20 protein-coding genes and 2 pseudogenes are annotated in these 24521 nt (G+C 74.9%); 14 read left to right on the top strand and 8 right to left on the bottom strand.

The genetic code is table 11. The features are described 5' to 3' along the window. Positions 1 to 231 precede the first annotated feature (231 nt). The 4 genes from ACRYM0_RS11130 (at position 232) to ACRYM0_RS11115 (ending at position 5715) form a co-directional block, all read left to right on the top strand. Entirely contained in the window at positions 232 to 1095 is an 864-nt protein-coding gene (locus ACRYM0_RS11130) for a LolA-like protein (protein ID WP_432505033.1), read from the top strand. 169 nt (positions 1096 to 1264) lie between these two features. After that, positions 1265 to 2935 carry an amidohydrolase gene (locus tag ACRYM0_RS11125; protein ID WP_432505031.1) on the top strand — a complete coding sequence of 557 codons (1671 nt, stop codon included), beginning with the start codon at positions 1265 to 1267 and terminating at the stop codon, positions 2933 to 2935. A 423-nt stretch (positions 2936 to 3358) separates the two neighbouring features. Next, entirely contained in the window at positions 3359 to 5035 is a 1677-nt protein-coding gene (gene lnt, locus ACRYM0_RS11120; RefSeq protein ID WP_432505030.1) for an apolipoprotein N-acyltransferase, read from the top strand. Then, positions 5032 to 5715 carry an FxsA family protein gene (locus ACRYM0_RS11115; protein WP_432505028.1) on the top strand — a complete coding sequence of 228 codons (684 nt, stop codon included), beginning with the start codon at positions 5032 to 5034 and terminating at the stop codon, positions 5713 to 5715. The genes lnt and ACRYM0_RS11115 overlap by 4 nt, the downstream gene beginning before the upstream one ends. Positions 5716 to 5797: 82 nt before the next feature. Here the strand turns inward: ACRYM0_RS11115 and ACRYM0_RS11110 are convergent, their stop codons facing one another. The 4 genes from ACRYM0_RS11110 to ACRYM0_RS11095 form a co-directional block, all read right to left on the bottom strand. Next, positions 5798 to 6145, bottom strand: a complete 348-nt coding sequence (locus ACRYM0_RS11110) for an RNA polymerase-binding protein RbpA (protein WP_432505026.1) — start codon at positions 6143 to 6145, stop codon at positions 5798 to 5800. 210 nt (positions 6146 to 6355) lie between these two features. Then, a complete protein-coding gene (locus ACRYM0_RS11105) occupies positions 6356 to 7726 on the bottom strand; it encodes an MFS transporter (RefSeq protein WP_432505024.1) in 1371 nt (456 codons plus the stop codon). A gap of 4 nt (positions 7727 to 7730) precedes the next feature. Beyond that, positions 7731 to 8537, bottom strand: coding sequence for a glycerophosphodiester phosphodiesterase family protein (locus ACRYM0_RS11100; RefSeq protein WP_432505022.1), 807 nt, complete (start codon positions 8535 to 8537; stop codon positions 7731 to 7733). 59 nt (positions 8538 to 8596) lie between these two features. After that, positions 8597 to 9832 (bottom strand): D-alanyl-D-alanine carboxypeptidase family protein, encoded by a 1236-nt coding sequence (locus ACRYM0_RS11095; protein WP_432505020.1) that lies wholly within the window; start codon positions 9830 to 9832, stop codon positions 8597 to 8599. Between the two features lie 374 nt (positions 9833 to 10206). Between ACRYM0_RS11095 and ACRYM0_RS11090 the strand changes: the two genes are divergently transcribed. Beyond that, positions 10207 to 11400 (top strand): PucR family transcriptional regulator, encoded by a 1194-nt coding sequence (locus tag ACRYM0_RS11090; protein WP_432505019.1) that lies wholly within the window; start codon positions 10207 to 10209, stop codon positions 11398 to 11400. 220 nt (positions 11401 to 11620) lie between these two features. Then, complete coding sequence (locus ACRYM0_RS11085; protein ID WP_432505056.1) at positions 11621 to 12580, top strand: TerC family protein; 960 nt, start codon at positions 11621 to 11623, stop codon at positions 12578 to 12580. A gap of 62 nt (positions 12581 to 12642) precedes the next feature. Here ACRYM0_RS11085 and ACRYM0_RS11080 read toward each other — a convergent pair whose 3' ends face one another. Continuing rightward, a complete protein-coding gene (locus ACRYM0_RS11080; protein WP_432505017.1) occupies positions 12643 to 13665 on the bottom strand; it encodes a tyrosine-type recombinase/integrase in 1023 nt (340 codons plus the stop codon). A gap of 206 nt (positions 13666 to 13871) precedes the next feature. On the opposite strand from ACRYM0_RS11080, the gene ACRYM0_RS11075 reads away from it, so the two are divergent. After that, on the top strand, positions 13872 to 14114 hold the full coding sequence (locus ACRYM0_RS11075; RefSeq protein WP_432505016.1) for a hypothetical protein: 243 nt from the start codon (positions 13872 to 13874) through the stop codon (positions 14112 to 14114). Between the two features lie 3 nt (positions 14115 to 14117). Then, the gene (locus ACRYM0_RS11070; protein ID WP_432505015.1) at positions 14118 to 14927 is read left to right on the top strand and encodes a nitroreductase family protein; all 810 of its coding nucleotides are present in this window, start codon (positions 14118 to 14120) and stop codon (positions 14925 to 14927) included. Positions 14928 to 15003: 76 nt separating this feature from the next. Here ACRYM0_RS11070 and ACRYM0_RS11065 read toward each other — a convergent pair whose 3' ends face one another. Then, positions 15004 to 16572 (bottom strand): methyl-accepting chemotaxis protein, encoded by a 1569-nt coding sequence (locus ACRYM0_RS11065; RefSeq protein ID WP_432505013.1) that lies wholly within the window; start codon positions 16570 to 16572, stop codon positions 15004 to 15006. Between the two features lie 183 nt (positions 16573 to 16755). On the opposite strand from ACRYM0_RS11065, the gene ppk2 reads away from it, so the two are divergent. Together ppk2 and ACRYM0_RS11055 are read left to right on the top strand one after the other, a co-directional pair. Then, complete coding sequence (gene ppk2, locus ACRYM0_RS11060; protein ID WP_432505054.1) at positions 16756 to 17622, top strand: polyphosphate kinase 2; 867 nt, start codon at positions 16756 to 16758, stop codon at positions 17620 to 17622. 149 nt (positions 17623 to 17771) lie between these two features. Beyond that, positions 17772 to 18509 carry an SDR family oxidoreductase gene (locus tag ACRYM0_RS11055; protein WP_432505011.1) on the top strand — a complete coding sequence of 246 codons (738 nt, stop codon included), beginning with the start codon at positions 17772 to 17774 and terminating at the stop codon, positions 18507 to 18509. A 66-nt stretch (positions 18510 to 18575) separates the two neighbouring features. On the opposite strand, the gene ACRYM0_RS11050 is transcribed toward ACRYM0_RS11055, so the two are convergent. Beyond that, entirely contained in the window at positions 18576 to 19442 is an 867-nt protein-coding gene (locus ACRYM0_RS11050; RefSeq protein ID WP_432505009.1) for a helix-turn-helix domain-containing protein, read from the bottom strand. Positions 19443 to 19549: 107 nt separating this feature from the next. On the opposite strand from ACRYM0_RS11050, the gene ACRYM0_RS11045 reads away from it, so the two are divergent. The 4 genes and pseudogenes from ACRYM0_RS11045 to ACRYM0_RS11030 all read left to right on the top strand — a co-directional run bounded on the left by ACRYM0_RS11045 (position 19550) and on the right by ACRYM0_RS11030 (position 23570). Next, positions 19550 to 21043 carry an HD domain-containing phosphohydrolase gene (locus ACRYM0_RS11045; RefSeq protein WP_432505052.1) on the top strand — a complete coding sequence of 498 codons (1494 nt, stop codon included), beginning with the start codon at positions 19550 to 19552 and terminating at the stop codon, positions 21041 to 21043. Between the two features lie 173 nt (positions 21044 to 21216). Beyond that, positions 21217 to 21639: pseudogene (locus ACRYM0_RS11040) on the top strand (nuclear transport factor 2 family protein); the annotation flags it as partial. 42 nt (positions 21640 to 21681) lie between these two features. After that, positions 21682 to 22629 (top strand): annotated as a pseudogene (locus tag ACRYM0_RS11035) (FAD-dependent monooxygenase); the annotation flags it as partial. 26 nt (positions 22630 to 22655) lie between these two features. After that, positions 22656 to 23570, top strand: a complete 915-nt coding sequence (locus ACRYM0_RS11030) for an FAD-dependent monooxygenase (protein WP_432505006.1) — start codon at positions 22656 to 22658, stop codon at positions 23568 to 23570. Here the strand turns inward: ACRYM0_RS11030 and ACRYM0_RS11025 are convergent. Continuing rightward, complete coding sequence (locus ACRYM0_RS11025; RefSeq protein ID WP_432505005.1) at positions 23524 to 23958, bottom strand: putative GNAT family N-acetyltransferase; 435 nt, start codon at positions 23956 to 23958, stop codon at positions 23524 to 23526. The two genes, ACRYM0_RS11030 and ACRYM0_RS11025, sit on opposite strands and share 47 nt — an antisense overlap. Positions 23959 to 24521 lie beyond the last annotated feature (563 nt).

Raw genomic sequence — 24521 nt, 5'->3', positions numbered from 1 at the left:
GCCGGGCCCCTCGTCGGGGGAGGCGGCGGCAGCGGGGGAGGGGTCGGCGGGCACCCGCCGATCCTCGCACCGGTGCCCAGGAGCCTCCCAGGATCCTCCACGAGTCTCGCCCCGGCTCCACCCGCAGGAGGACGCGCGAACGGCGCGCGTGCCGCACCCTGGAAGGGCAGTGGTCCCGCCCGGCGCGCACCGGGCACGCGGGGCGGGCCGTGCGACGACGAGGGGATCGCAGTGCACACCACCGACCGCCAGACCACCCGCACCACCCGTCCGCGCCGCCTGGCGCTGCTGGCCACCAGCGGCGCCGCGGCCCTCGCCCTGGGCCTGGGTGCCTGCGGCGGCGGAGAGGAGTCCGCCGCCCCGGCCACCACCCAGCTGAGCGCCTACGAGGTCGTCCAGGCCTCCGCCGAGCAGTCCAGCACCGCCGGCAGCGCCAAGTTCGCCTTCACCGTCGACGCGACCGCACCCGACGGCGAGGCCGTCACCGTCGCCGGTGAGGGCGCCTTCGACGCCGCCGACCACGCCGTGCGCACCACCGTGACCCTGCCCACCGCCGCCGGCACCGACGGCGGCCAGGTCGAGCTGCGCGTGGTCGACGACGTGGCCTACGTCTCCGGCGCCCCGCTGACCGGCCAGGGCCAGTGGGTTCGCCTGCCCCTGGACGCCGTCGGCGCCGCGGGCCTGGACACCACCGCCGTCGACCCCGCTCACCAGCTCGAGCAGCTGCGCGCCGTCGCCGACGACGTCCGGGAGGTGCCCGCGGTGAACGTCCGCGGCGTCCAGGCCCGCGGGTTCAGCGGCACCATCGACCTGCAGGAGGCCCTGCAGCAGCTGCCCGCCGAGCAGCGCACCGCGGAAGCCGAGCAGGCCGCCGCCGAGGTCGGCAGCATCCCGTTCACCCTGTACGTCGACGAGCAGAACCGCCCCGTGCGCCTGGTCGTCCAGCTCACCGACCCCGACGACTCCGCCGCCGCCGAGGTGAGCATGGACTACTACGACTGGGGCAGCGACGTGGACGTCGACGCACCCGACCCCGCCGCGGTCACCGAGCTGCCCGCCGGGCAGCTGCCGGTGCAGACCGGCGCCGCCGCCTGACGGCAGGCACCCGCTGGAGGTGCCGCACGCCTGATCAGGGCCCCACCGGTCGAACCGGTGGGGCCCTGATCACGTCCTCATCCCGTTGGCGCGGTCAATAGCTAGAGAAAATCTGCTTATCGCGGGTAACAAAAAACCTAAAAGTGAGGCTGCGAACTACGCTTCCCGCGTGAATGAACCTGCTCCCAGCACCCGGCGGCTGTACCGCGGCGGGTCCGTGTACAGCCCCGCCGACCCCTTCGCCACCGCCGTGCTCGTCGACGGCTCCACCATCGCCTGGGTCGGCCCGGACGAGGCCGCCGGGGCGTGGACCCGCGGGGACGAGGAGGTCGTGGACCTGGACGGCGCCCTGGTCACGCCCGCGTTCGTCGACGCGCACGTGCACGTCACGGAGACGGGGTTGCGCGCTGCCGGCCTGGACCTGAGGGGGGCTCGCAGCGCCCGGGACGTGCTGGACGCCGTGGCCGCCGCCTGCGCCGGCGGAGGCGGCGAGCTGCTCACCGGTGCCGGCTGGGACGAGACGACGTGGCACGACGCGACCCTGCCCACCCGCGCCCAGCTCGACGCCGCCGCCGGGGGAGCGCCCGTGCACCTGTCGCGCGTGGACGGGCACAGCGCCCTGGTCTCCAGCGCCCTGGCCGCGCAGGCCGCGCTGCCCGCACCCGGGCAGGCCGGCAGCGCGCAGGTGTCCGGTGCCGCGCACGACGCAGCCCTGCACGCCCGGTGGGCGGCCCTGAGCCCCGGCGCCGCCGAGCGGGCCCGCCGCGCCGCCCTGCGCGCCGCCGCCGCGGCGGGCATCGGCACCGTGCACGAGATGTCCGGTCCCGCGCTGGCCCCGCCCGGCGACCTGGCCGCCCTGGTAGCGCTGGCCGGTGCGGGTACCGGCGCCCAGCGCGCCGACGGGCGCGAGGCCCTGCCGGAGGTGGTCCCGTACCACGCGCAGGCCCTCACCGACCCCGACGCCGTGCGCGAGGTGCTCGCCGCCCACGCCGCCGAGGGCGTGCACCTGGCCGGCGTCGGCGGCGACCTCGCCGTCGACGGCTCCCTCGGCTCGCGCACCGCCGCGCTGGGCGCCCCGTACGCCGACGCGCCCGGCACCCGCGGCACCCTGCACCTGGACCCCGGGGCGGTGCGCGCGCACCTGCGCGCTTGCACCCTGGCCGGTGTCCAGGCCGCCTTCCACGCCATCGGCGACGCCGCCCTGCGGGTGCTCGCCCAGGCCCTGCAGGAGGTCGCCGACGAGCTGGGGGCCACGGCCCTGGCGGCCCGCGGGCACCGCGTGGAGCACGCCGTCGCGGCCGACGCGGACGTCGTCGCGGTCCTGGCGCGCCTGGGGGTGGGCGTGTCCACCCAGCCGGCCTTCGACGCCCGCTGGGGCGGGCCCGGCGGCACCTACGAGCGGCGGCTGGGGGCCGAGCGCGCCGCGGGCCTGCACCCGTTCGCCGCGCTGGCCGCTGCCGGTGTGCCGCTCGCGATGGGCTCGGACAGCCCCGTCACGCCCCTGGACCCCTGGGGTGCGGTGCGCGCGGCGGCGTTCCCGCACCGCCCCGAGCACGCCGTGTCGGTGCGGGCGGCGTTCCTGGCCCACACCCGTGGCGGGCACCGCCTCGCCGGGCGCGGCCACCCGGGCGTGCTGCGCCCGGGCGCCCCGGCCACCTACGCGGTGTGGGAGGCGGGGGACCTGCTCGTGCAGGCCCCCGACCGGCGCCTGTCCGGCTGGAGCACCGACGCGCGCTCGGGCACCCCGGGCCTGCCGGACCTGACCCCCGGGGCGGGTGCGCCGCGGTGCCTGCGCACCGTCGTGGACGGGGCCGTGGTGCACGACGAACTGGGGGGGTGAGCGCCGCCGCACTCCTCGCGCCCCCTCGCAGCGCTGCCGACACGCCGCAACACGCCGTCGCCCCCGTGTCGATCGCCGGTTCGCGCCGGCGCGCTGACCTGCGACGACGTGCGTCGTCGCAGGTCACGGCCCGGTTGACAGCGCTGCGTGTCCGAGTAGTTTCGATCAGGCAGCCCACGACGGGGAAGCCGGCCGGTCCGGCCGACCACCCGCCGTCGCAGTCGCACCACCTGCGACGGCGGACGCCGACCAACCGGCCGGAGTGGGCGAGGTCGGGTCCGCACGCCCTTAGACAACGGCGTCCACCCCGTAGCCGACGGGGTGGGCGACGGCCCGAGGGGTGCGGCGGACCCGACCTGTCTCTCCACCGGCGAGCGCCCTCGGGGTGTGCCGCCCGCGCCCGGGGCCACGTACCCTCGAGCGGTGCGCCGCATCCCGCCCCCCGCCCCGGTGAGCCCCGCCCCGGTCACGAGCCTGGTGCTGGCGCTGACCGGCGGGCTGGCGACCTGGGCGGCCTTCCCCGGGGCGGTGCGCGAGCAGGGCCTGTGGTGGAGCGCGCCGCTGGGCGTGGCGCTGCTGACCGCGGCCACCACCGGGGTGCGGGCCCGTCGCGGCGCCCTGGCCGGGTTGCTGTTCGGGTGGGCGTTCCTGGTGCCGCACCTGGCGTGGAGCGGCACCTACGTGGGCCTGCTGCCGTGGAGTGCCCTGGCGACCGCGTGCGCCCTGTTCTACGCGGCCCTGGGGGCGCTGCTGCCGCGCCTGCAGCGCGCCCGCGCCCACCTGGGCCCGCTGGCCGTGGCCTGCGGCTGGGTCGCCGTGGAGGCGCTGCGCGCCCGGTTCCCGTTCGAGGGCTTCCCGTGGGGCCGGCTGGCCTTCTCCCAGGCGGACGCCCCCACCGTGGCGCTGGCCTCGGTGGGCAGCACCGCGCTGGTCACCTTCGCCGTGGCGCTGGCCGGCGCCCTCCTCGCCGGTGCCGCGCACGCCCTGCTGCGCCTGCCCGCGCCGCCCGGCGCGGCCCGGGCGGTGCCCCGCGCCCTGCCGGCCGTGGCCGCCCTGGCCGCGGCCGCCGCGGTCACGGCCGCCGGGGCGCTGTTGCCGCGGCCCACCGCCGCCGAGGACGGCACCCTGCTCGTGGCCGCCGTGCAGGGCAACACCCCCGCCGCGGGCCTGGACTTCAACGCCGAGCGCCGCGCCGTCCTGGACAACCACGCCGACGCCACCCGGGAGCTGGCCGCGCAGGTCAGCGCCGGCGACGCGCCGCAACCGGACCTGGTGCTGTGGCCGGAGAACTCCAGCGACATCGACCCCTACGGCAACGCCGACGCCGAGCAGGTCATCGAGCAGGCCGTTCAGGCCGTCGGGGCACCCGTCCTCGTGGGGGCCGTCGTGGACGGCCCGGCGCCGTTCGTGTCGAACACGGGCCTGCTGGCCACCCCCGCCGACGGCATCGACGGCGCGCTGCAGGACCCCACCCGGCACTACGTCAAGCAGCGCCCGGCACCCTTCGCCGAGTACGTGCCGTACCGCGACTTCTTCCGGCTGTTCACCGACAAGGTCGACCTGGTCACCCGCGACTTCGTGCACGGCGACGCCGTGGGCGTGCTGGAGGCCGCGGGCGCGCGCCTGGGCGACGTCATCTGCTTCGAGGTCGCCTTCGACGACACGGTGCGCCAGTCGGTGCGCGCCGGTGCGCAGTTCCTGGTCGTGCAGACCAACAACGCCACCTTCGGCTACTCGGACGAGGCGGTGCAGCAGCTGGCGATGTCGCGGCTGCGCGCGGTGGAGTCCGGGCGCGCCGTGGTGCAGATCTCCACCGTCGGCGTCAGCGCCCTGATCACCCCGGACGGCACCGCCCACCAGGAGACGGAGCTGTTCACCACCGACGTCCTGCAGGGCCAGGTGGCGCTGCGCTCCACGCAGACGCTGTCCACCCGCCTGGGGGCCGCACCCGAGCTGGCGCTGTGCGCGCTGGGCGCCCTGCTGGCGCTGAGCGCCCGCCGCGGCCCGCGACCGGCCACCCGCCGCCGCGGTGAGCGCAGCACCGGCGCCTCGTCCCCGGCAGGTGGCGCCGGCGGGCGCCCCAGCCCGGTGGTCCTGTGAGCTTGCCCGGGGGCCTCCCGCCCGGCCGGGCCGGCGCCGGGTCCGTGCCGGTGCGGCGCGGCCGCTGGACCGCGGCCGTGCTGCTGGCGGTCCTGCTGCTGCTGGTCGTGGAGGTGTGGCTGCTCTCCCGACTGGCGGAGCTCGTCACCGCTGCGGGGGTGCTGGCGCTGCTGGTCGTGGAGACCGCCGCGGGGGTGCTCGTGCTGCGCCGCGCCGGGCGGCGCGCCCTGCAGGCGCTGCGCTCGGCCCAGGCCTCCCCGCTCTTCTCGGGCAGTCCCGTACCGGGTGCCCACGGTGCCGGGCGGACCGGTGCCGGGCGGATCGGGGACGCGGCCCTGGTGGGTGCCGGGGGAGCGCTGCTGGTGCTGCCCGGGGTGCTCAGCGACGTCGTGGCGCTGCTGTGCCTGCTGCCGCCCACGCGCTCGCTGCTGCGGCGGCTGGGGGCGCGCCTGGTGCGCGCGCGGGTGCGGCGGGCGCTGCGGCGCGCGGGTCTGGACCCGGCCGCCCACGCCGGGGGCCCCTTCGCGGACGGCGACGTCGTCGAGGGCGAGGTGGTCGTCGAAGGCGAGGTGCTGGACGACCCGGTCGCCGGCGGTGCGCCCGCGGACGGCCGCCCGGTTCCCCGGCGCGCCCTGGGCCCGGGCAGCCACCGCCCGCGGGGGCGGCGGCGCGAGCGCTGAGCCGGCAGGCGCTCGGGGTGCGCGTGCACGCACGAGGGCCGGGCTCACCCCTGGGGGTGGGCCCGGCCCTCGTGGGTACCGCTCAGGCGCTGCGCTGGATGAGCGCCCGGCTGCGCAGCAGCTCCAGACGCTCGTCCAGCAGGACCTCCAGCTCGGCGATGGTGCGCCGTTCCAGCAGCATGTCCCAGTGCGTGCGCGCGGGCTTGCCCGACTTCCTCTCGGGTGCCTCCGTGTCGGCGCGCAGGGCCTCGGCCCCGCAACGGCACTCCCACAGCGCGGGCACGTCCGCCTCCAGCGACATGGGCACCACGGTGGTGTGCCCGTTGGGGCAGTGGTAGCTGATCTGCTGGCGCTCGGCCAGTTCGACGCCGGACTCGCTCTCGAGGCTGGCGGCCCCGAGGCGGGACCCTCGCAGGTTGCGCTCGCTCATGTGACCTCCCCACATCCGGTTCCCTGCCCTCCCGCGGACCCGGGGGGAAGGGGACTCGCCGGGTAGAACGCCGCGCGGGGGGCGCCTGTTCCGGGCGCGTCGCGGCGAACGTGTGGAGGTCGTGTGCGCAGCGGAGTGAGTCAATGACTGAAGGTCACCACATGGTCGCGTCAGGTCGTCCCGCAGCAGGCCCGCGCCGCCGCCGGCAGCTCACCCCTGCCCGGCGTCACGGGCGCCGGCGGCCACGTCCACCCGCGACAGCAGCCACGCCCCCACGACGAAGAACGCCAGCAGCGCCACCAGCGCCGGGCGGTACGAGCCGCTCAGCTGCGCCACCAGCCCGAACACGAGCGTGCCCAGCCAGCTGGTGCCCCGCTCACCCGCCTGGTAGAGGCCGAAGTACTCCGCTTCGGCACCCACCGGCACCAGGCGGCTGAACATCGACCGCGCCAGCGCCTGGGTGCCCCCCAGCACCAGCCCGATCAGGACGGCCAGGGCCAGCCACGTGCCGAACGCGCCGCGCGGCACCGCGAAGGCGGCCAGCACCACGACGATCCACAGCCCCAGCCCGGCCAGCACGGTGCGCTGCGCCCCGAAGCGGGCCGCGGCGCGCCCGAACAGCAGCGCCCCGCCGAACGCGACCGCCTGCACCAGCAGCACCGTGGTGATCAGCTGAGAGGAACCGAACCCCAGCTCCTCCTGCCCGTACACGCTGGCCGCCGCCACCACCGTCTGGATGCCGTCGTTGAAGACCAGGTACGCCAGCAGGAACCGCAGCGCCTGCGGGTGCGAGCGCAGGCCGCGCAGCGTGCGCACCAGCTGCCGCACCGGTGCCAGGACCCCACCGGCCCCCGGCACCGCCGGGCGCGGCGGCAGGTGCCGCAGCCCCAGCACCGGCACCAGCGTGAAGACCCCCCACCACAGGCCCGCCGAGGCCAGCGACACGCGCACCGCGCCCTCCTCGTCCAGCCCCACCAGGCCGGGGGAGGAGACCAGCACCAGGTTCACCGCCAGCAGCAGGAAACCCGCCAGGTAGCCGGCCGCCCACCCCCGCGAGGACACCGCGTCGCGCTCCGCCAGGGCCGCCACGTCGCACAGCAGCGCGTCGTTGACCACGCTGGACGCGGTCAGCGACAGCGTCGCCACCACCGCCAGCAGCACGCCGAGCTCCCAGCGGTCCCCGCTCAGCGCCACCATCGCGGTGGCGGCCGCGGCCCCCGGCCAGGCGAACGCGCCCAGCAGCAGGTTGCGCCGGCGCACCCGGTCGGCCACCGCCCCCGCGAACGGCAGCAGCAGCGCCGACAGCAGCGTCGCCAGCGTCGTGGTGTACAGCGCCAGCGACCCCGGCGCCACCTGCAACCCCAGCACCGTCAGGTCGCGGGTGCAGCCCTGCGCCCCCTCACCGCACGCGGCCCGCCGCGCCAGCACCGTCAGGTAGGGCGCGAACAGCACCGTCGCCGTGGTCGTCACGTACGCCGAGTTCGCCCAGTCGTAGACGTACCAGCTGCGCCGCGCCCGCCGCAGCGACGGCGGTGGACCGTCCCGCGCCGGGTCCAGCGGCCGAGCGGGCGAGGCCGTCACACCCTCACCCCTCCACCCACTGCCCGCGCGCGCGCAGCACCTCGCGCAGCACGTCCGCCCGGTCGGTGATGAGCCCGTCCACCCCCAGGTCCAGCAGCGCGTGCATCTGCACGGCCTCGTCCACCGTCCACACGTGCACCTGGGCGCCCGCCCGGTGCACCGCGTCGACGAGGCCCTCCGAGACCACCACCGCACCGCGGTGGCGCACCGGCACCTGCACCGCGTCCACCCCGGCCAGCGCCGCACGCACCACGGCCGGGCGCCGGGCACGCACCCCCACCACCGCCGCCGCCGTGCGCGGCAGGCTCGCCGAGGTCGCCACCGCGGCGCCGCCGGCACCACGGCCCGCGGCGGCCAGGGCCGCCACCCGGCGCCGCTCGCTGAAGGAGGTCAGCAGCACGCGCTCGTGCGCAGCCGTGCGCCGCAGCACCTCGCCGATCCCCGCCAGGGCCGCGGGCGTCTTGACGTCCACGTTGAAGCGCGCGTGCGGGAACGCGCCGAGCACGTCTTCCAGCAACGGCACCGGTTCACCGCCGCCGTTCGCGCCGGAGCCCACCCGCGCGGTGCGCACCACCGACCACGGCAGGTCGCCCAGCCGCCCGGCGACGTCGCTGACCCGGTCCAGGCGCTCGTCGTGGAACGCCACCAGCCGCCCGTCGGCCGTGGCGCGCACGTCCGTCTCCAGGTACCGGTACCCCAGGTCCACCGCGGCCGAGAACGCCGCCAGCGTGTTCTCGCACCCCGTGAGGGAGAACCCGCGGTGCGCCACCGCCAACGGCCCGGGGTGCTCGCAGAACGGGTGCCGGGGCACCGGTCGCGGCACCGCTCCCGCGCGCGCGGGCGGCCGGGCCGGGCCCCGGGCCGGACGCATCAGCCGACGTACTCCCAGTGCCACGGCTCGAACTGCCCGCTGCGGTTCTGCGCCCACGCCGGGTTGATCCACCCGTACAGGGCCGCGTTGCGGTCCATCCACAGGTGCTGCGCCGAGGTGGCGTTCTGCACCCCGCCACCGAGGTCCACCGCGATGCCCAGCCCGTGCCGGCTGGTGCCCGGGCGCGCCGCCAGACCCGGCTTGCGCGCAGCCACGTCGATCTGCCCCGCCAGGGTCCGGTAGGAGTCCGTCACCGTCAGCGGCGTGCCGAACGCCTCGGAGAACGCCTGGCTCAGCTGGTTGAACGCGTTCGCCGCGTCCGCGCGCAGCACGTGGCCCGGAGCCGCGTACAGCGGGCACAGCGCGCTGCGGGGGATCAGCCCGTTGCCGTACCCGGCCGTGGAGGCACCGGTGCACTCGCCCACCGGCCCCACCAGCGCCCCGGACACCGCCGTGCCCGAGGTCGCGGCGGCGGCCGCCGCGGCAGCGGCCCGCGCGTCGGCCTCGGCCTTGGCCGCCTCCAGGTTCGCCGCGCGCTGCGCGTCGGTCAGGGCGGTGCCCGAGGTCGCCGACTGCATCGCCGCCAGCTCGGCCACCTTGGTCCGCTGCTGCTCCACCAGCGCGTCCGACTCCAGCTTGGCCGCCACCGCCGCGTCGGCCTGCGTGCGCGCCTCGGCCGCCGCCGCCTCCGCCCGCGCCGTGGCGTCGACCTGCACGCGCTGGGCCTCCTCGTAGGCGGTCACGGCGCTGCTGCGGCCGTCGCCGATGCGCTTGACCGAGGCCAGCGCACTGGCCGACTCGTCGGTGGGGCCCTGCTGCAGGGCCGCCACCAGGCTGGAGTACTGCTGCAGCGAGCCGCCGCCCCGGTACGCCTGCGAAGCCCACTGGCCCAGGTCCTTCTTGCCCTCGGCGAGCGTGGCCTCCGCCTCCGCCAGCCGCTGCCGCTGCGCGGCCTCCTCGGCCTCGGCGGCCGCCTTGGCCTCCATGGCCACCTGGTAGCGCTCCAGCGCGGCGCTGGCCTGCGCCGCCAGCGCGTCCAGCGCCTGCTGCGCCCCGGTCAGCTGCTGCTGCGCCGCGTCCGCGGCCACCCGCGAGCGCTCCGCCGCCTGCCGGGCCTGCTCGATCTCCTGCGCCGAGGGCACCTGCGCGGCGCTCAGCGCCGACGGCACCGCGGCCGACGCCGGCTGCGCAGCACCCACCCCCAGGCAGCCCGCGCCCAGCGCCGCGAACGCCACCCACGCACCCGCGCGGCGGGAACCGCGACGCGCACCACCGCCGGTGCCTGCGGGGGGGAAGAACGGTCGGGTCGGAACGGCGGTCAGGCGGGGGGGCAGCACGATCGGCACGTCCAGGCGTTCAGGGGCGCGAGCCCGGGTCAGCGGAGGGTCGGGGCGGCATCGGGTGGATCCGGTGCCTGGCGCGACACCGGTGTGGAGGACCCGTGCAGGTCTTCCCGGCCGGAGACTACCCCCCGCGACTTCGGCACCACGAGGACCGACACGTAGCTGGGGACGGCCAGTGTGAGCGGCATCACAACCCACCACCCGGGTGCCGCACCACCCCGCCCGCGCGGCCCAGCACCGCGGGCACCTGCTGGCACAGTGGCCCCGTGCACCCCCACGACCGCGTGCACCCCGACCACGCGCACCCCGACCACGCGACCCTGGCGGCCGTCGCCGAGGCCGCCGCCGCGGACGCCGGCGGCCTCGACCCGCACCTGCTGGGCGACTTCCTGGACAGCGTCTGGACCGCCGTGTCGGCCCGGCGACGGCTGCCGGAGCACCGCACCGCCCGCTACCGCCTGCTGGGGGAGCGGGCCGCCGGTGACGGCGTCGCGCTGCGCGCTCTGCTGGACCTGTACCTGTCCGCCGCCTGGCGCCTGTGGCGACTGCTGCCGCCCGTGGCCGCCCCGGACGACGCCGCCGCCGTCGTCGACGCCGGCGAAGTCGTCCTCCGGGCCAGCGACGACGCGGTGGCCGCCCTCACCGAGGGGTACCAGCTCGCCCGCCGCCAGCTGGTGCGCCGGGAGGAGTCCGCCCGCCGCGAGTTCGTCGACGACCTCCTCACCGGCAGCTCCGACGTGCCCGGCGTGCTGCACCGCGCCCAGCGCTACGGGCTGGACCTCGCCGCCCCCCACGCGGTCACCGTCGTGCGCGCCACCGCCCCCTACACGGACGGCTCGGCGCTGCTGGCGACCCTCGAGCGCCGCCTGCAGGGCAGCGTCGCCGACGCCGACCCCCTGGTCGCCACCAAGGACGGCGCCCTCGTCGTCGTCTTCAGCGCACCCGACCGCGAGGCCGTCCGCGACGTCCTGAGCCGGCTGCGCACCACCCTGGGCACCCCCGCGGCCACCGGGTGGCGCGCCGGCGTCGGCCGCCCCGGCACCGGCGCCGGCGCCGTCGTGCAGTCCTACGAGCAGGCCCGCCGCGCCCTCGACCTCGCCCGCCGCCTCAACTGGCGCGACCCCGTCGCCGACACCGCGGACCTCGTCGTCCACGACGTCCTCCTGCGCGACCGCGCCGCCGCCCGCGACCTCGTCACCGCCCTCCTGGAGCCCCTGCGCGAGGCGCGGGGAGGGCCCGAGCCGTACCTGCGCACCGTCGAGACCTACCTGGCCGCCGGCGGCAACGCCACTGAGACCGCCCGCCGCCTGCACCTGTCCGTGCGCGCCGTCACCTACCGCCTGGCCCGGCTGCGCACCCTGACCGGCGCCGACCCCGCCGACGCCTCCGGCCGCTTCGCGCTGCAAGCCGCCGTGCTGGCCGCCCGAGCCCTCGGCTGGCCCGACGAGCAGCCCGACTGACACCACGGCGCTCGCCGCCCCGGTGGCTCGTTGCCGGACCCCGGCAACGGGAGGGGTCTGAGGTCGTCCGCGCATGGACGCGACCGAATCGACTGCGCACCGTCACCATGGGTGGTGAGCGACGTCCGTCGCGCACAACCGACCAAGGAGGCAGGCAGTGGACTTGAGCCTCGACGTGCCCGTGTGGGCCTGGGTGGCGTTCGCCGCGGTCATCGTGGTGATGCTGCTCGTCGACCTGCTGGGACACCGCGGCGCCCACGTCATCGGGTTCCGGGAGGCGGCCGTCTGGAGCGCCGTCTGGGTGGCGATCGCGCTGGTCTTCGGCGTCATCATCTTCGTCGCCTACGGCGTGGAGGCCGGTACCGCCTACACCACGGCGTGGCTGCTGGAGAAGAGCCTGTCCGTGGACAACCTCTTCGTCTTCGCGCTGATCTTCGGGTACTTCAAGGTCCCGCGCGAGTACCAGCACCGCGTGCTGTTCTTCGGCGTCTTCGGCGCCCTCGTCTTCCGCGGCATCTTCCTCGGCCTGGGCGTGGCCGTCGTCGAGCGGTTCACCGCCGTCCTGTTCGTCTTCGGCGCGATCCTGCTGTGGTCGGCGTGGAAGATGCTCAAGGACGACGACGTCGACATGGACCCCAGCCAGAACTTCGGCGTCCGGCTCCTGAAGAAGATCGTCCCGCTCAAGGACGACTACCACGGCCAGAAGTTCTTCATCAAGGAGGCCGGCAAGCGCTACGGCACGCCGCTGCTGGCCGTGGTCGCGGCCATCGAGGCTGCCGACCTCCTCTTCGCCGTGGACAGCGTCCCGGCCGTCCTGGCCGTCTCCAGCGACCCGTTCATCGTCTACTCCTCCAACGCGTTCGCCATCCTGGGCCTGCGCGCGCTGTACTTCCTGCTCTCGGGCCTGCTGGAGCGCTTCCACCTGCTGAGCAAGGCGCTGGCGTTCATCCTCGCCTTCATCGGCGTGAAGCTGTTCTTCCAGGCCGGTCACGAGGTCATCAGCCCCGCGATCCCGCACATCCCCACCTGGGTGAGCCTGAGCGTGATCATCGTGTCCCTGACGCTGGCGATCGTGCTCAGCCTGCGCCGGCCCGCCCCGGCCGAGCACGGCGCGAGCGCCGAGGGGGGCGACGCCCCTGACGCGGACGCCGCCGCCAGCACGGGCGACCGGGAGCGCTGACCTCAGCTCCGAGCGACGCGGGGGTGGTGCCGGGTGTGCCCGGTGCCACCCCCACGTCCGCGTCAGAGCCCGACCCTGGAGGCGGGGTTCTCCTGCGGCACGACGGCTCCCTGCGCGTAGGCGGTCAGGGACGCGGGGGAGCGGTGCCCGCTCTGCCGCATGATCGAGCGGTCGGGCACGCCGTAGCGCACCGCGGACGTCACGAAACCGGCCCGCAGGCTGTGCCCGGCGACGGTGGTGGGGTCGATGCCCACGGCCGCGGCCCGGCGCTTGACGACCTCGGCGACCGCCTCACCGGTCATGCGCCGGGGTTTGAGGGACTTGCCGCCCTTGGTCATCGACAGGAACGCCGCTCCCGAGCGCAGCCCGGCCAGCTCGACCCAGCGCTCCCAGGAGCGCACCGGGCACGTCTGGCGGTGCGCGCCCCACGGCAGGTCGACCACGCGCTGACCGCCGTCACCGGTGCCCTGGCCGTCGCCGCGCCCGCGCACCGCGATGCGCAGGCCCTCGGGAGTGCGCTGGACGTCCTCCAGGTCCAGCGCGGCCAGCTCCGAGCGGCGCAGCGCCCCGGCGAACCCCATGACGAGCAGCGCGCGGTCGCGGGCATCCATGACGGAGTCCTCGCTCAGCGGGGCGACCAGGTCGCCCAGGGTGCGGGTCAGCACGGCCTCGACGCGGCGCACCTGCTGCGAGGGCCCGTACCGGCGTCGCAGACGCTTCCACGCGGCGTGCACCTCGTCGGCGGCGGTGGGGCGGGTGATGCCGATGAGGCTGTGCGCGACGCTGATGGCGGCCAGGCGCCGGCGCAGCGTCGCCAGGCTCAGCAGCTCGCCGTGCGCCTCCAGGTAGTCCGCCACGGTCGGGCCGTCGGTGGGCAGCGGCTGCCGGTGCTCGGCCAGGCACCACCCGGCGAAGTGGGCGAGGTCCTTGGCGTAGGCGCGCCACGTCGCGGGCGCGCGCCCGGAGCGGTGGCTGGCCGGCAGGGCGGCCAGCCAGGCCTCCACGGAGTCGGGGTCGGTCGCGCTCGGTGGCTCCACGAGGGGTGGGTCGAAGTCCGCCGCAGGGTTGTCACCGGAAGTGGTCACCGCAGCACTCTAAGAGTACTACCCGGAGAAGTCCAGATTCTCACGGCTAATAAGAACGAAAAAAAACACTTACTTGCTCAACCAACCAAGAGAAAGACACGGGACGCCGTGGTGGAATGCCCGCCGTGTCTCGTCCTCTCCTCACCGCCGCCACGGTCAGCTACGCGGCCAACTGCGCCCTCGGGACCGCTGTGGCATCCCGTCGCGTGGACACTTCCGGGGTGCGGTGGGTCCACCACGCCGTGTACGTGAGCACGGTGCTGCTGACGGCGGCGGCCGGCGTCCAGCTCGCCGCACGCGGTGATCGTGCGCTGTGGCGCCTGCTGCCGGTGGCGCTGCCGCTGGCGGCGATCCCGTGGCGGTCGGCCCGTTCGCGCGGGCACGTGCTGCTGGCGCTGTCGGCGGCGCCGGCCTACGCGGCGGCGCTGGGCTCGGCGGGGGAGGGCTGAGGGGTGGAGCTGCTGGAGGCGATCCGCCGGCGACGGACGACGAACGGTGCCCTCCTGCCGGACCCGGTCTCCGCGGAGCACCAGCGGTTGCTGGTGGAGGTGGCCGGGCGGGCCCCCTCGCAGCTGAACAGCCAGCCGTGGCGGTTCGTGCTGGTGGAGTCCCGCGAGACGATCGAGGCGGTCGCCCGCATCAGCGGTGAGAGCATGACCGAGGCGATGAGCAGCGGCACCTTCTTCGAGCGCTACAAGCGGTGGTTCCGCTTCAGCGCCGAGGAGATGGAGCGGGAGCGCTCCGGCATGCTGTTCGACCGGATGCCCGCGCCGCTGCGGCCGTTCACCTCGCAGGTGTTCACCCGGCGGGGCCAGCGGGTGATCAACGCCCTGCGCGTGCCGCAGACGCTGGGGGAGGAGAACCGCCGGCTGGTGGCCGGTGCACCGCTGCTCATGGGTGTCCTGCTGGACCGCTCGGAGTACCGCCCGGGGGAGCTGTCGGCGTTCTACTCGCTGTTCAGCATGGGGGCGGCGATGGAGAACGTCTGGCTGACCACGACCGAGCTGGGGCTGGGCATCCAGTTCGTGTCGTTCCCCATGGAGGTCCCGGGTGCGTGGGAGCGGATCGGGGCCCTGCTGGGGGTCCCGGACGACCTGGAGCTGATGGCGGTGTACCGGATCGGGTACCTGCCGCCGGAGCAGCGCAGACCGGCGATCGACTGGTCGAGCAGCCAACGCAAGCTGGTGTCGCAGTATGTCTTCCGGGAGCGGTGCGACACGCCGCAGACCGGCTGGGACGGGACTGCTGCCTCACCGGGGTGAGCGCCCTGGCGGAAGCCGCCGTGGCCCGGGCCGCTCGGATGAGCGGCCCGGGCCACGGGGCGGTCGGTCCGGTCGGTCAGGACCGGGGCAGGGTGAAGGTGGCGACCAGCTCGTTCAGCTCCGCGGCCGCCGCCGAGACCTCGCCGGCGGTCTGAGCGGTCTGGTTCGCCCCGGCCGTGGTCTGGTCCGCCGCCTGCGCGATGCCGGAGATGTTCACCGCGATCTCCTTGCTGCCGGTGGAGACCTCACCCACGTTGCGCACCATCTCGGCGGTGGTGGCGGACTGCTCCTCCACCGCCGCGGCGATGGTGGCCTGCAGCCCGTCGATGCGCGCGATGACCTCGGCGATGCCACCGATCGCGCTGGCCGCGGCCGAAGCGTCGGTCTGGGTGGCGTTGACGCGCTGCACGATCTCCTCGGTGGCCCGCGCCGTCTGCTGCGCCAGCTCCTTGACCTCCCCGGCCACCACGGCGAAGCCCTTGCCCATCTCCCCGGCGCGGGCCGCCTCGATGGTGGCGTTCAGCGCCAGCAGGTTCGTCTGCTCCGCGATGGAGGTGATGAGCTTGACCACCTCACCGATCTCCCGGCTGGAGGCGCCCAGCCGCTCCAGGATCGCCGAGGCGTCGGTGGCGCTGGAAACGGCCGCGGAGGCCACCGAGGTCGCCTCGGCGGTGGAGGAGGCGATCTCGCGGATCGCCGAGCTCATCTCGTCGCCGGCGGTGGCCACGGTGGAGATGGAGGCGGAGATCTCCTCGGTGGCGGCGGAGACGACCTGCGACTGCGAGGCGGACTGCACCGCGCCGGAGCTGAGCTGGGTGGCCACCGCCGAGAGTTCCTCGCTGGAGGCCGCCAGCGTGGTCGAGGCGCCCGAGATGCGGCGGATCGTGCCGGTCAAGGTGTCCATGGTGGTGTCCAGCGCACCGGCGAGCCGGCCGACCTCGTCCTTGGCGGTGTAGCCGACGCGGGCGTCCAGGCGGCCGCCGGCCAGGCCCTGCACCACGGTCAGGGTGCGCGCCAGCGGGCGGGCGATGGAGCGGGCCACAGCCACGGCGACGGCCACGGCCGCGGCCACGGCGATCAGGCCGATGACGATCAGCGTCGTGATCGCGGCGCGGGAATCGGAGGCGCCCTGGGTCGACAGGTCCTCGGCGGCTTGGGCCTCTGCGTCCCGCAGGAGGTTCAGCTGGGCGGTGATCTGCTTGGCGATCGGCGCCGTGGTGCTGTCGCGCTCAGCGACGTAGGCGTCGATGTCCTTGTTCGTCGCGGCGGTGACCAGGATCTCGCGGGAGGTGCGGTACTGCTGCATCAGGTCCTCCACGGCGCTGCGCTCGGCCGCGGCGGCGGCCGGGGAGGTGGCCAGGTACGCCGCCCACGCCTGGTCGTAGACCTCGTCGGTGGCGGTCATGGCCTGCAGTTGCTGAGCGGTCTGCTCAGCGGTGGAGGGCAGCGCGGCGCTGGTGATGTCCAGCCGCAACTGCAGGAAGGAGGCCTTGACCTCCCCGATGCTCTGCACCGAGGCCATCCCGGTGCTGGAGAGCCGCTGCAGGTTGGCCTGCGAGGACTGCAGGCGGGAGATGCCCACACCGACCACGACGGCCAGCAGCAGGCACACGACGCCGAAACCGGCGAAGAGCTTGGAAGCCACGTTCAAGTCACGCAAACGGGAGGACATGCCCGTCCCATCGGCAGGTGGGTGAAGGGTCTTGACCCCGGGGCGGCCGCCGTGCACGCGTGGTGGGCCGGTCCCGGCTGCCGTAGCGTCACCGCGTCCGTGGCTGGTGGCTGGAGAGGGGTGTGTGTCGTGGTGGACCTGCTGGCGTCGGCGGGGATGCGCGTGCTGGACGACGAGGACGAACCGGTCCTGGTGCGGGCGGACGGGCGTCCGGTGGAGACGTGGCGCGAGGACTACCCGTACCCGCAGCGGCTGTCGCGGGAGGAGTACGACCCGCTGAAGCGGTCGCTGCAGATCGAGCTGCTGAAGCTGCAGAAGTGGGTGAAGGCCTCGGGCGAGCGCCTGGTGGTGCTGTGCGAGGGGCGTGACGCGGCGGGCAAGGGCGGCACGATCAAGCGGTTCACCGAGCACCTGAACCCGCGGGGCGCACGGGTGGTGGCGCTGGAGAAGCCCTCGGAGCGCGAGTCGTCGCAGTGGTACTTCCAGCGGTACGTGCCGCACCTGCCGGCGGCGGGGGAGATCGTGCTGTTCGACCGCTCCTGGTACTCCCGGGCGGGGGTGGAGCGCGTGATGGGGTTCGCGTCGCCGGAGGAGTACGAGCGGTTCATGCACCAGGTCCCGCTGTTCGAGCGGATGCTGGTGGACGACGGGATCCACCTGGTGAAGTTCTGGTTCTCGGTGACGCGGGCCGAGCAGCGCACCCGGTTCGCGATCCGGCAGATCGACCCGGTGCGGCAGTGGAAGCTCAGCCCGATGGACCTGGCGAGCCTGGACAAGTGGGACGACTACACGGCGGCGAAGGAGGCGATGTTCGAGCGGACGGACACCTCGTTCGCGCCGTGGACGGTGGTGCGCACGAACGACAAGAAGCGGGCGCGGCTGGAGGCGATGCGGGTGGTGCTGAGCCGGTTCGACTACGACGGCAAGGACGCCTCGGTGGTGGGGCAGCCGGACCCGGCGCTGGTGGTGGGGGCGCGTTCGATCCTGGAGCCGGACCGGCGGCCCGCGCCGGCGCAGGACTGACGGGGGCCCGCGAGCGCCTCGGTGCCGTCGGAGCACACCGCGTCACCGGTGGGCACGGGTCGACCGTGCGGGTGCAGGTGGGTGGGTGCACCGCACCCGGGTGCGACGGGGCCTTCCTGACCGCGGCGCGGCCGACGAGCCTGGGAGGCATGAACGGACACACCGGACGGAAGATCGTGCTCGTCACCGGCGCGAGCAGCGGGATCGGGGCTGCCACGGCGGAGCGGCTCGCCGCGGACGGGCACCACGTCGTCGTCGGCGCACGGCGCCGCGAGCGCCTGGACGAACTGGTCGGGCGCGTCAGCGCGGCGGGCGGTTCCGCGCAGGCGGTGGACCTCGACGTGACCGACTCGAGCGGCCACCGCGCGGTGGTGGACGCCGTGGTGGCTGAGCACGGCCGGCTCGACGTGCTCGTGGCCAACGCGGGGGTCATGCCGCTCTCGCGCCTGGACGCGGGGCGGGTGGAGGAGTGGCGGTGGATGGTCGACGTCAACGTGCTCGGTCTGCTGCACGGCATCGCGGCGGTCCTGCCGCACTTCACGTGTCGCGGTGCGGGTCACCTGGTGACGATGGCCTCCATCGGCGCTCACGAGGTTCCCGCCACGAGCGCGGTGTACTCGGGCACGAAGTTCGCGGCCTGGGCGATCACGGAGGGGTTGCGGGTGGAGTCACCGGCGGGCATCCGCGTGACGACCATCTGTCCGGGGGTCACGACCAGTGAGCTGGCCGACTCCATCACGGACCCGCTCGCGCGGGAGGCGATGGTGGCTTACCGCGCGAACGCCATCCCGGCCTCGAGCATCGCCGCCGCTGTCGGCTTCGCGGTCGAGCAGCCCGCCGAGGTCGACGTGAACGAGGTCATCGTGCGCCCGGCGGCGCAGCGGTGAGCGCGCACCTCGGGCTGTGGTGCACCGCGGACGGGCGCCACGTCGAGGCGCGCGGCACGCTCCGAGTCACACCTGCCCGCCCGTGCCGTGGCCGGGGGTCCTCGGGAAGCGGTCGGCGGTCGCTGCCAGGGCGCCGAGCAGCTGCAGGGCGTCGGAGTCGGTGCTGCCGGGAGCGGCGTGGTAGACCACGAGCTGCTGGCCGGGGACCGCGCGCACGTCGAAGGTGTGCACCTGCAGGGTCAGCTCACCCACGGCCGGGTGCAGGAGCGTCTTGGACTGCAGGCGCTTGCCGCGCGCTTCGTGCCGTTGCCACAGGCGGCGGAAGTCGGCACTGCGCTGCAGCAGCGCGTGCATGACCTCGGTGGTGCGTCGGTGCTCGGGATCCGCCTGGTGCGCCAGGCGGAAGCCCGCGACGCTGTCGGCGGCGATCGCGTCCCAGTCGGCGTACAGCTCGCGTGTGGCGGGGACCAGGAAGACGAGCTCCAGCAGGTTGCGCGTCTCGGTCAGGCCCTCGAGGAGCGCTTCGGCGAGGCGGTTGGCGGCCAGGACGTCGTGCGCCCGGTCGAAGATGAGCGCCGGGTGGTCCGGCCAGGACTGCAGCAGTTGCTGCAGCCGGGGGTCGACGGGTTCGTCGGTGCCGGTGGCTGGCGAGCGCGGCGCCAGCCCAGCAGCGCGGAACAGGTGCAGCCGGCCGTCGTCGTCCAGGCGCAGCGCACCGGCCAGCGCGTGCAGCACCGCGGCGGAGGGGTGGCGTTCGCGCCCCTGTTCCAGGCGGACGTAGTAGTCGACGCTGATGCCGGCGAGGGAGGCGACCTCCTCGCGGCGCAGACCCGCGACCCGGCGCCGCCCGGTGCTCGTCACACCCACCTCGTCGGGGCGCACCTGGGAACGTCGAGCACGCAGGAAACCGGCCAGGGGAGGGGGAGCGCTCACGGCGGTGAGCCTAGGGGGGTGCGTGCTGCCCTCGCCTGGGTGCGCTGCACCCAGGAACGCCGAGGTGGTTGCGTTCTTCTTCTGGACCACCACCACCGGGGGTGTCGATGATCCGGGTGGCCGAGATCCTGGCAGCCCTGTCGCTGACCACCGACGTCGCCGCCGGCATGGAGTTCGAGAAGGGGTTGCGCACCTGCGCGGTCGCCGTGGAGTTCGCCACGTCGGTGCTGCAGGTGGACACCGCGGCGGCGCGCTGTGTCTTCGAGACCTCGCTGCTGCGCTCCATCGGGTGCACGTCCTTCGCGCCCGAGCTCGCGGAGCTCTTCGGCGACGACGTCGCCGTGCAGGCGGTCCTGAAGACGCTGGACCCCGACGCGCGCACCGGCGCCCGGGGGTCCTCCGCGACACTGGCCGGCAGCGTGCTCGCGGCCATGCCCACCACCGGCGTGCAAGCCGTGCGCAACGGCTGCGAGACGAGCCGCTCGCTGGGGGCCGAGCTCGGCCTGCTGCCCGCGTCGATCACCGCGCTGGACGACGTCTACGAGCGCTGGGACGGGCGCGGCGTCCCCACCGGCCGTCGCGGGGAGGAGCTGTCGCTGGTCGCGCGAATCGTCCACACCGCCGAGCAGGCCGTCCTGGCCCACGCCGCAGGCGGTGCCCCGGCAGCCGTGGCGGAACTCCGGCGACGGGCCGGCGAGCACCTGGACCCCGCGCTCGCGCAGTCCTTCGCGGCTGCGGCCCCGACCGTGCTGGCACCGCTGCGCGAGGTCGACGCCTTCACGGCGGTCTTGGCCGCCGAACCGCACCCGCACACCACCGTGCCGTTCGCCTCGGTCGAACGCCTGTGCGCCGTGCTCGCGCGCGTCGTCGACCTCAAGAGCCGCTGGTTGCTCGGCCACAGCGAGGACGTCGCCGCAGTGGCCGGCGCGGCGGGAGAAGCGCTCGGGTTCGACCGGGTGGCGCTGACGGAGGTGCGCTGCGCCGCGCTGGTGCACGACCTCGGCAGGGTGGGCGTCTCCAGCGCCGTGTGGGACCTGCCCGGCCCGTTGAGCGTGGCGCAGGTCGAGAGGGTGCGCATGCACACGTACTGGACCCAGCGGGTGCTGGCACGGGTCCCCGCGCTGGCCCCGCTCGCCGTGACGGCGGCCTCGCACCACGAGCGGCTGAACGGTTCCGGGTACCACGGCGCGATCCCCTCGGCAGGCTTGCCGCTGCCCGCTCGCCTGCTCGCGGCGGCCGACGTCTTCGCCGCGCTGACCGAGCCCAGGGCCCACCGCGCCGCGCTCAGCGCCCCGGCCGCCGCGCAGGTGCTGGTCGGCCAGGCCGCCGACGGGCTGCTCGACCGCGAGGCGGTCGCCGCGATCACCTGCGCGGCAGGTGGGCCGGTAGCGCCCGTGGACCTGCCCGCCGGACTGAGCCGGCGCGAGGTCGAGGTCCTGCGCCTGGCCGCCCGCGGGCTGAGCAACCGCGAGATCGGGCAGGCGCTGTCGATCTCCCCGCGCACCGCGGGGCACCACCTGACGCACATCTACGACAAGACCGGCCGGCGCACGCGGGCGGGGATCGCGGTGTTCGCGATGCAGCACCACCTGCTGCGGTAGGTCGATCGACCGATGCCGGCCGGCGCCGGTGCCCGGCAGGTTCGTCCTCGAACACCCCGCCCACGTCGAAGGAGCACCACCGTGCAGCACCAGGCACCCACCACCGGTTCCCCAGCACTGGTTTCACCGTCGCTGGTTCCACCGCCGCCGCCACGCGCGCGTCCGTCGTCGAGGAGCTGTACGCCGCGTTGGCCCGCGGGGACGTGCAGGCACTGGTGGACGCGCTGAGCGAAGACATCGCCTGGACCGTCGCCGCCGGCCTGCCCTACGCCGGCACCTACGTGGGGCGCCCGGCGGTGCTCGACGTCTTCGCCCGCTACGGCGCCGAGTGGGACGACCTGTCCGTCGTGCCCGCGCAGGTCCTCGCCGTCGACGACGTCGTCATCGCGTTCGGCGACTACCACGCCTGGGGCCGCGTCAGCGCTCGCCCGATGAGCGCGAGGTTCGCCCACGTGTGGCGCTTCGACGGCGGGAAACCCGTGGCGTTCGAGACGATCGCCGACACGGCCACGATGATCGCCGCGCTGGGCGATGCGGGGGCGGGTCCCGGCCGGTCGGGCGCCGAGCCGGGAACCGCACCAGTGCGTGCGAACTAGTCGATCCGTCGACGAGTCGGTGCCGTCGATGAGTTCGCGCGGGTGGGGGAGCGGGACGCGAGGTGTTCGCGCCGACGCGGTGCTCGGGGATCGCCCTGCGCGCCAGCGCCCCCAGCGCCCCGTGACGCTCCACCCTCCCTCGTCCATCCCCGTCACCCCTCGAACCGTCCGAGCGAACGAACAGGAGACCTCCGCGTGCCCAGTCGCAGCGACTCCCACCCGTCCCCGACGGTGCCCTCGGCACCCCGGGAGGCGGACACCGCTTTCAGCACCGACGTGCTCGTGGTGGGCACCGGCCCGGCCGGCGCCACCACCGCACTGCTCCTGGCCACCTACGGGACCGCCGTCACCGTCATCAGCCGGTACTCGCGCCCGGCCACCAGCCCCCGCGCCCACGTCACCAACCAGCGCACCATGGAGGTCATGCGCGACATGGGCCTGGAGGGCCGGATCGCTCAGGACGCGACCGGCTGGAGCGAGATCGGCACCCAGAGCGTCATGACGAGCTTGACCGGGGAGGAACTCGGGCGCATCCAGGGCTTGGGAGCGCCCCTGCCCGGTCGCAGCGACCCCGACCCCGAGTACTCCCGCACCAGCCCCTGCCCGGTCCTGGACATCCCCCAGCCGCTGCTGGAACCCATCGTCCTCGACGCCGCCCAGGCGCGCGGTGCCCTCGTCCGCTTCGACACCGAGTACCTCTCCCACCGGCAGGACAGCGACGGCGTCCACGTCCGGTTGCGCGACCGGCTGACCGGGGCAGAGCACACGGTGCGCGCCCGCTACCTGGTCGGTGCGGACGGAGCCCGCAGCCGGGTCGCGGCCGACCTGCGACTGCCCTTCCACGGACCGGGAGCCGTGGCCGGGGCCCTGAGCATCGTCTTCGAGGCCGACCTCACCGAGCACGTCGCCCACCGTCCCTCCAACCTGTACTGGATGGTCCAGCCGGGCGCGGACCACCACGGCGTCGGACTGGGCGTCCTGCGGATGATCGAGCCGTGGACCCGGTGGATGCTGATGTGGGGGTACGACCTCGCCGTCACCCGCCGAACAACGGCCTCGGGTCCAACACCGGCATCGGTGACGCCTACAACCTGGCGTGGAAGCTGCACCTGGCCTGCGCCGGTCTCGCCGGCCCGGGCCTGCTCACCTCCTACGACGCCGAACGCGCACCGATCGCGGCCCAGGTCGTGCGCCGGGCCAACACCAGCATCGCCGAGACGGGGCGCATCATCACCGCTCTGGGCGTGGACGACTCCACGGACGAGGCGGCGTGGCAGCAGCAGTTGCGACTGCGCTCCTCTCCCTGCCCGCGTGGAGAAGCCCTGCGCGAGAACGTGCGTGAAGCGATCGCCGGCATGGCCCACCAGCTGCAGGCTCACGGCGTGGAGATGAACCAGCGCTACGACCCCGCCACCTCCAGCGCGGTCCTCGACGACGGAACCGCCTACCCGCCGTTCACCCGCGACCCCGAGCTCTTCGCCGCTCCCACGACGCATCCCGGCGCCAAGGTTCCGCACGTGTGGGTGACCCGTGGGCAACGGCCGGTCTCCACCCTCGACCTGCTCGGTGGGGGAGCCTTCACCGTCGTGACCGGCACCGACGGTGGGGTGTGGGCCCACGCTGCGCAGGAGTTGCGCGAGCGCACCGGGGTCCCGATCCGCACGGTCGTCATCGGGCCCGGCCGCCACGTCGAGGACTCCTGGGGGTACTGGGCGGAGGACTCCTGGGGGTACTGGGCGGCGAGCAGCGAGATCGACGACGGCGGTGTCCTGCTGGTGCGCCCCGACATGCACGTCGCCGCGCGGTCGCACCACACCGCCGCGGATCGGGCCAGCGCCCACCGTTGGCTCAGCGCCGCGCTGGAGCAAGTGCTCGCCCAGCCCCTCAGGACCGTGGTCCGGGTGCCGGCGCGGTCGGCTGCGACGGACTGAGCACGGCACCTACGACGAACCGGCCCCTCGGCATCGTCGTGGGTCGGCGGTGGCGTTTCCGGGAGCAGCGTGGCGGCGGTGAGCGGGATCGGCGTGGTCCGTTGCCGGCGCCGACGAACTCGGCGGCCCGGGGGTCGACCAGCCACAGGGGGAGCGGGTCGTCCGGGGCGGTGTTCTCGATGACGATGTGACGGAGCCGGTCGATGTCGAAGGCGTATCGCCACAGGGCCGCGGCGGCGTGGAGGTGCACCACGAGGTGGTCGACCACCGCCATCGCCGCGTCCGGATCGCCGTTGCGGTGAGCGCGGTCGCTGACGTGGGCCAGCAGGGCGGTGATCAGCCCGCCGGGTTCACGGTGGACGGCGGCCAAGCACCGGAACGGCCTCACCGGGACGCGACGACTGTTGTCCGTTCTCAGTACTGCCCTTGTCGAAGATCACGGGGACTTCGGCGGCGACTCCGGCGGCAGCCTGGTGGGGGAGCGGCGCCCGGCCGACCGGCCGCCAGGGTCATGAGCCTGCGCAGTGAGCGTGTGTCCGGGAAAGACCGGACCCGGCGCCTGATCAGCACCGAGGTGGATCACTGGCTTGCTGTACCCGCGCTGGGGCCAGATGTGTGATCATCAGGGCCCAGTCGGGTGCTTGTCCAGGACGGGGCGCTGCAGCGGCAGGTGGACCTGACCGGCGCCGGTGGGTACGAGTAGTTGCCGGTGTAGCCCGTGCGTGTTGCGCAGGTCTTGCTTCTCCAGTGCGGCGTCCAGAGCGGCCCAAGCACCTCCGACATCGTCGGTGTGCGGGTAGGTCGCGATGGCACCTCTCGAGGGGCCTAGTGGTCAGCTCGGGAAGTTCCTGATCATGCTGCGGCCTGCCAGGTGAAGCGGACGGGCCGGCGAGTCTGGCTCCGTTCGCGAGCCCAGGCTTGCACGGCCCGGTCGCACTCATCCGTGGTGGT

This window comes from Kineococcus arenarius subsp. arenarius, from assembly GCF_050871845.1.
In the GTDB taxonomy this organism is placed as follows: domain Bacteria; phylum Actinomycetota; class Actinomycetes; order Actinomycetales; family Kineococcaceae; genus Kineococcus.
Note: the sequence above shows the minus strand (reverse complement) of the source record. Positions and strands in the feature narration are given on the sequence as shown.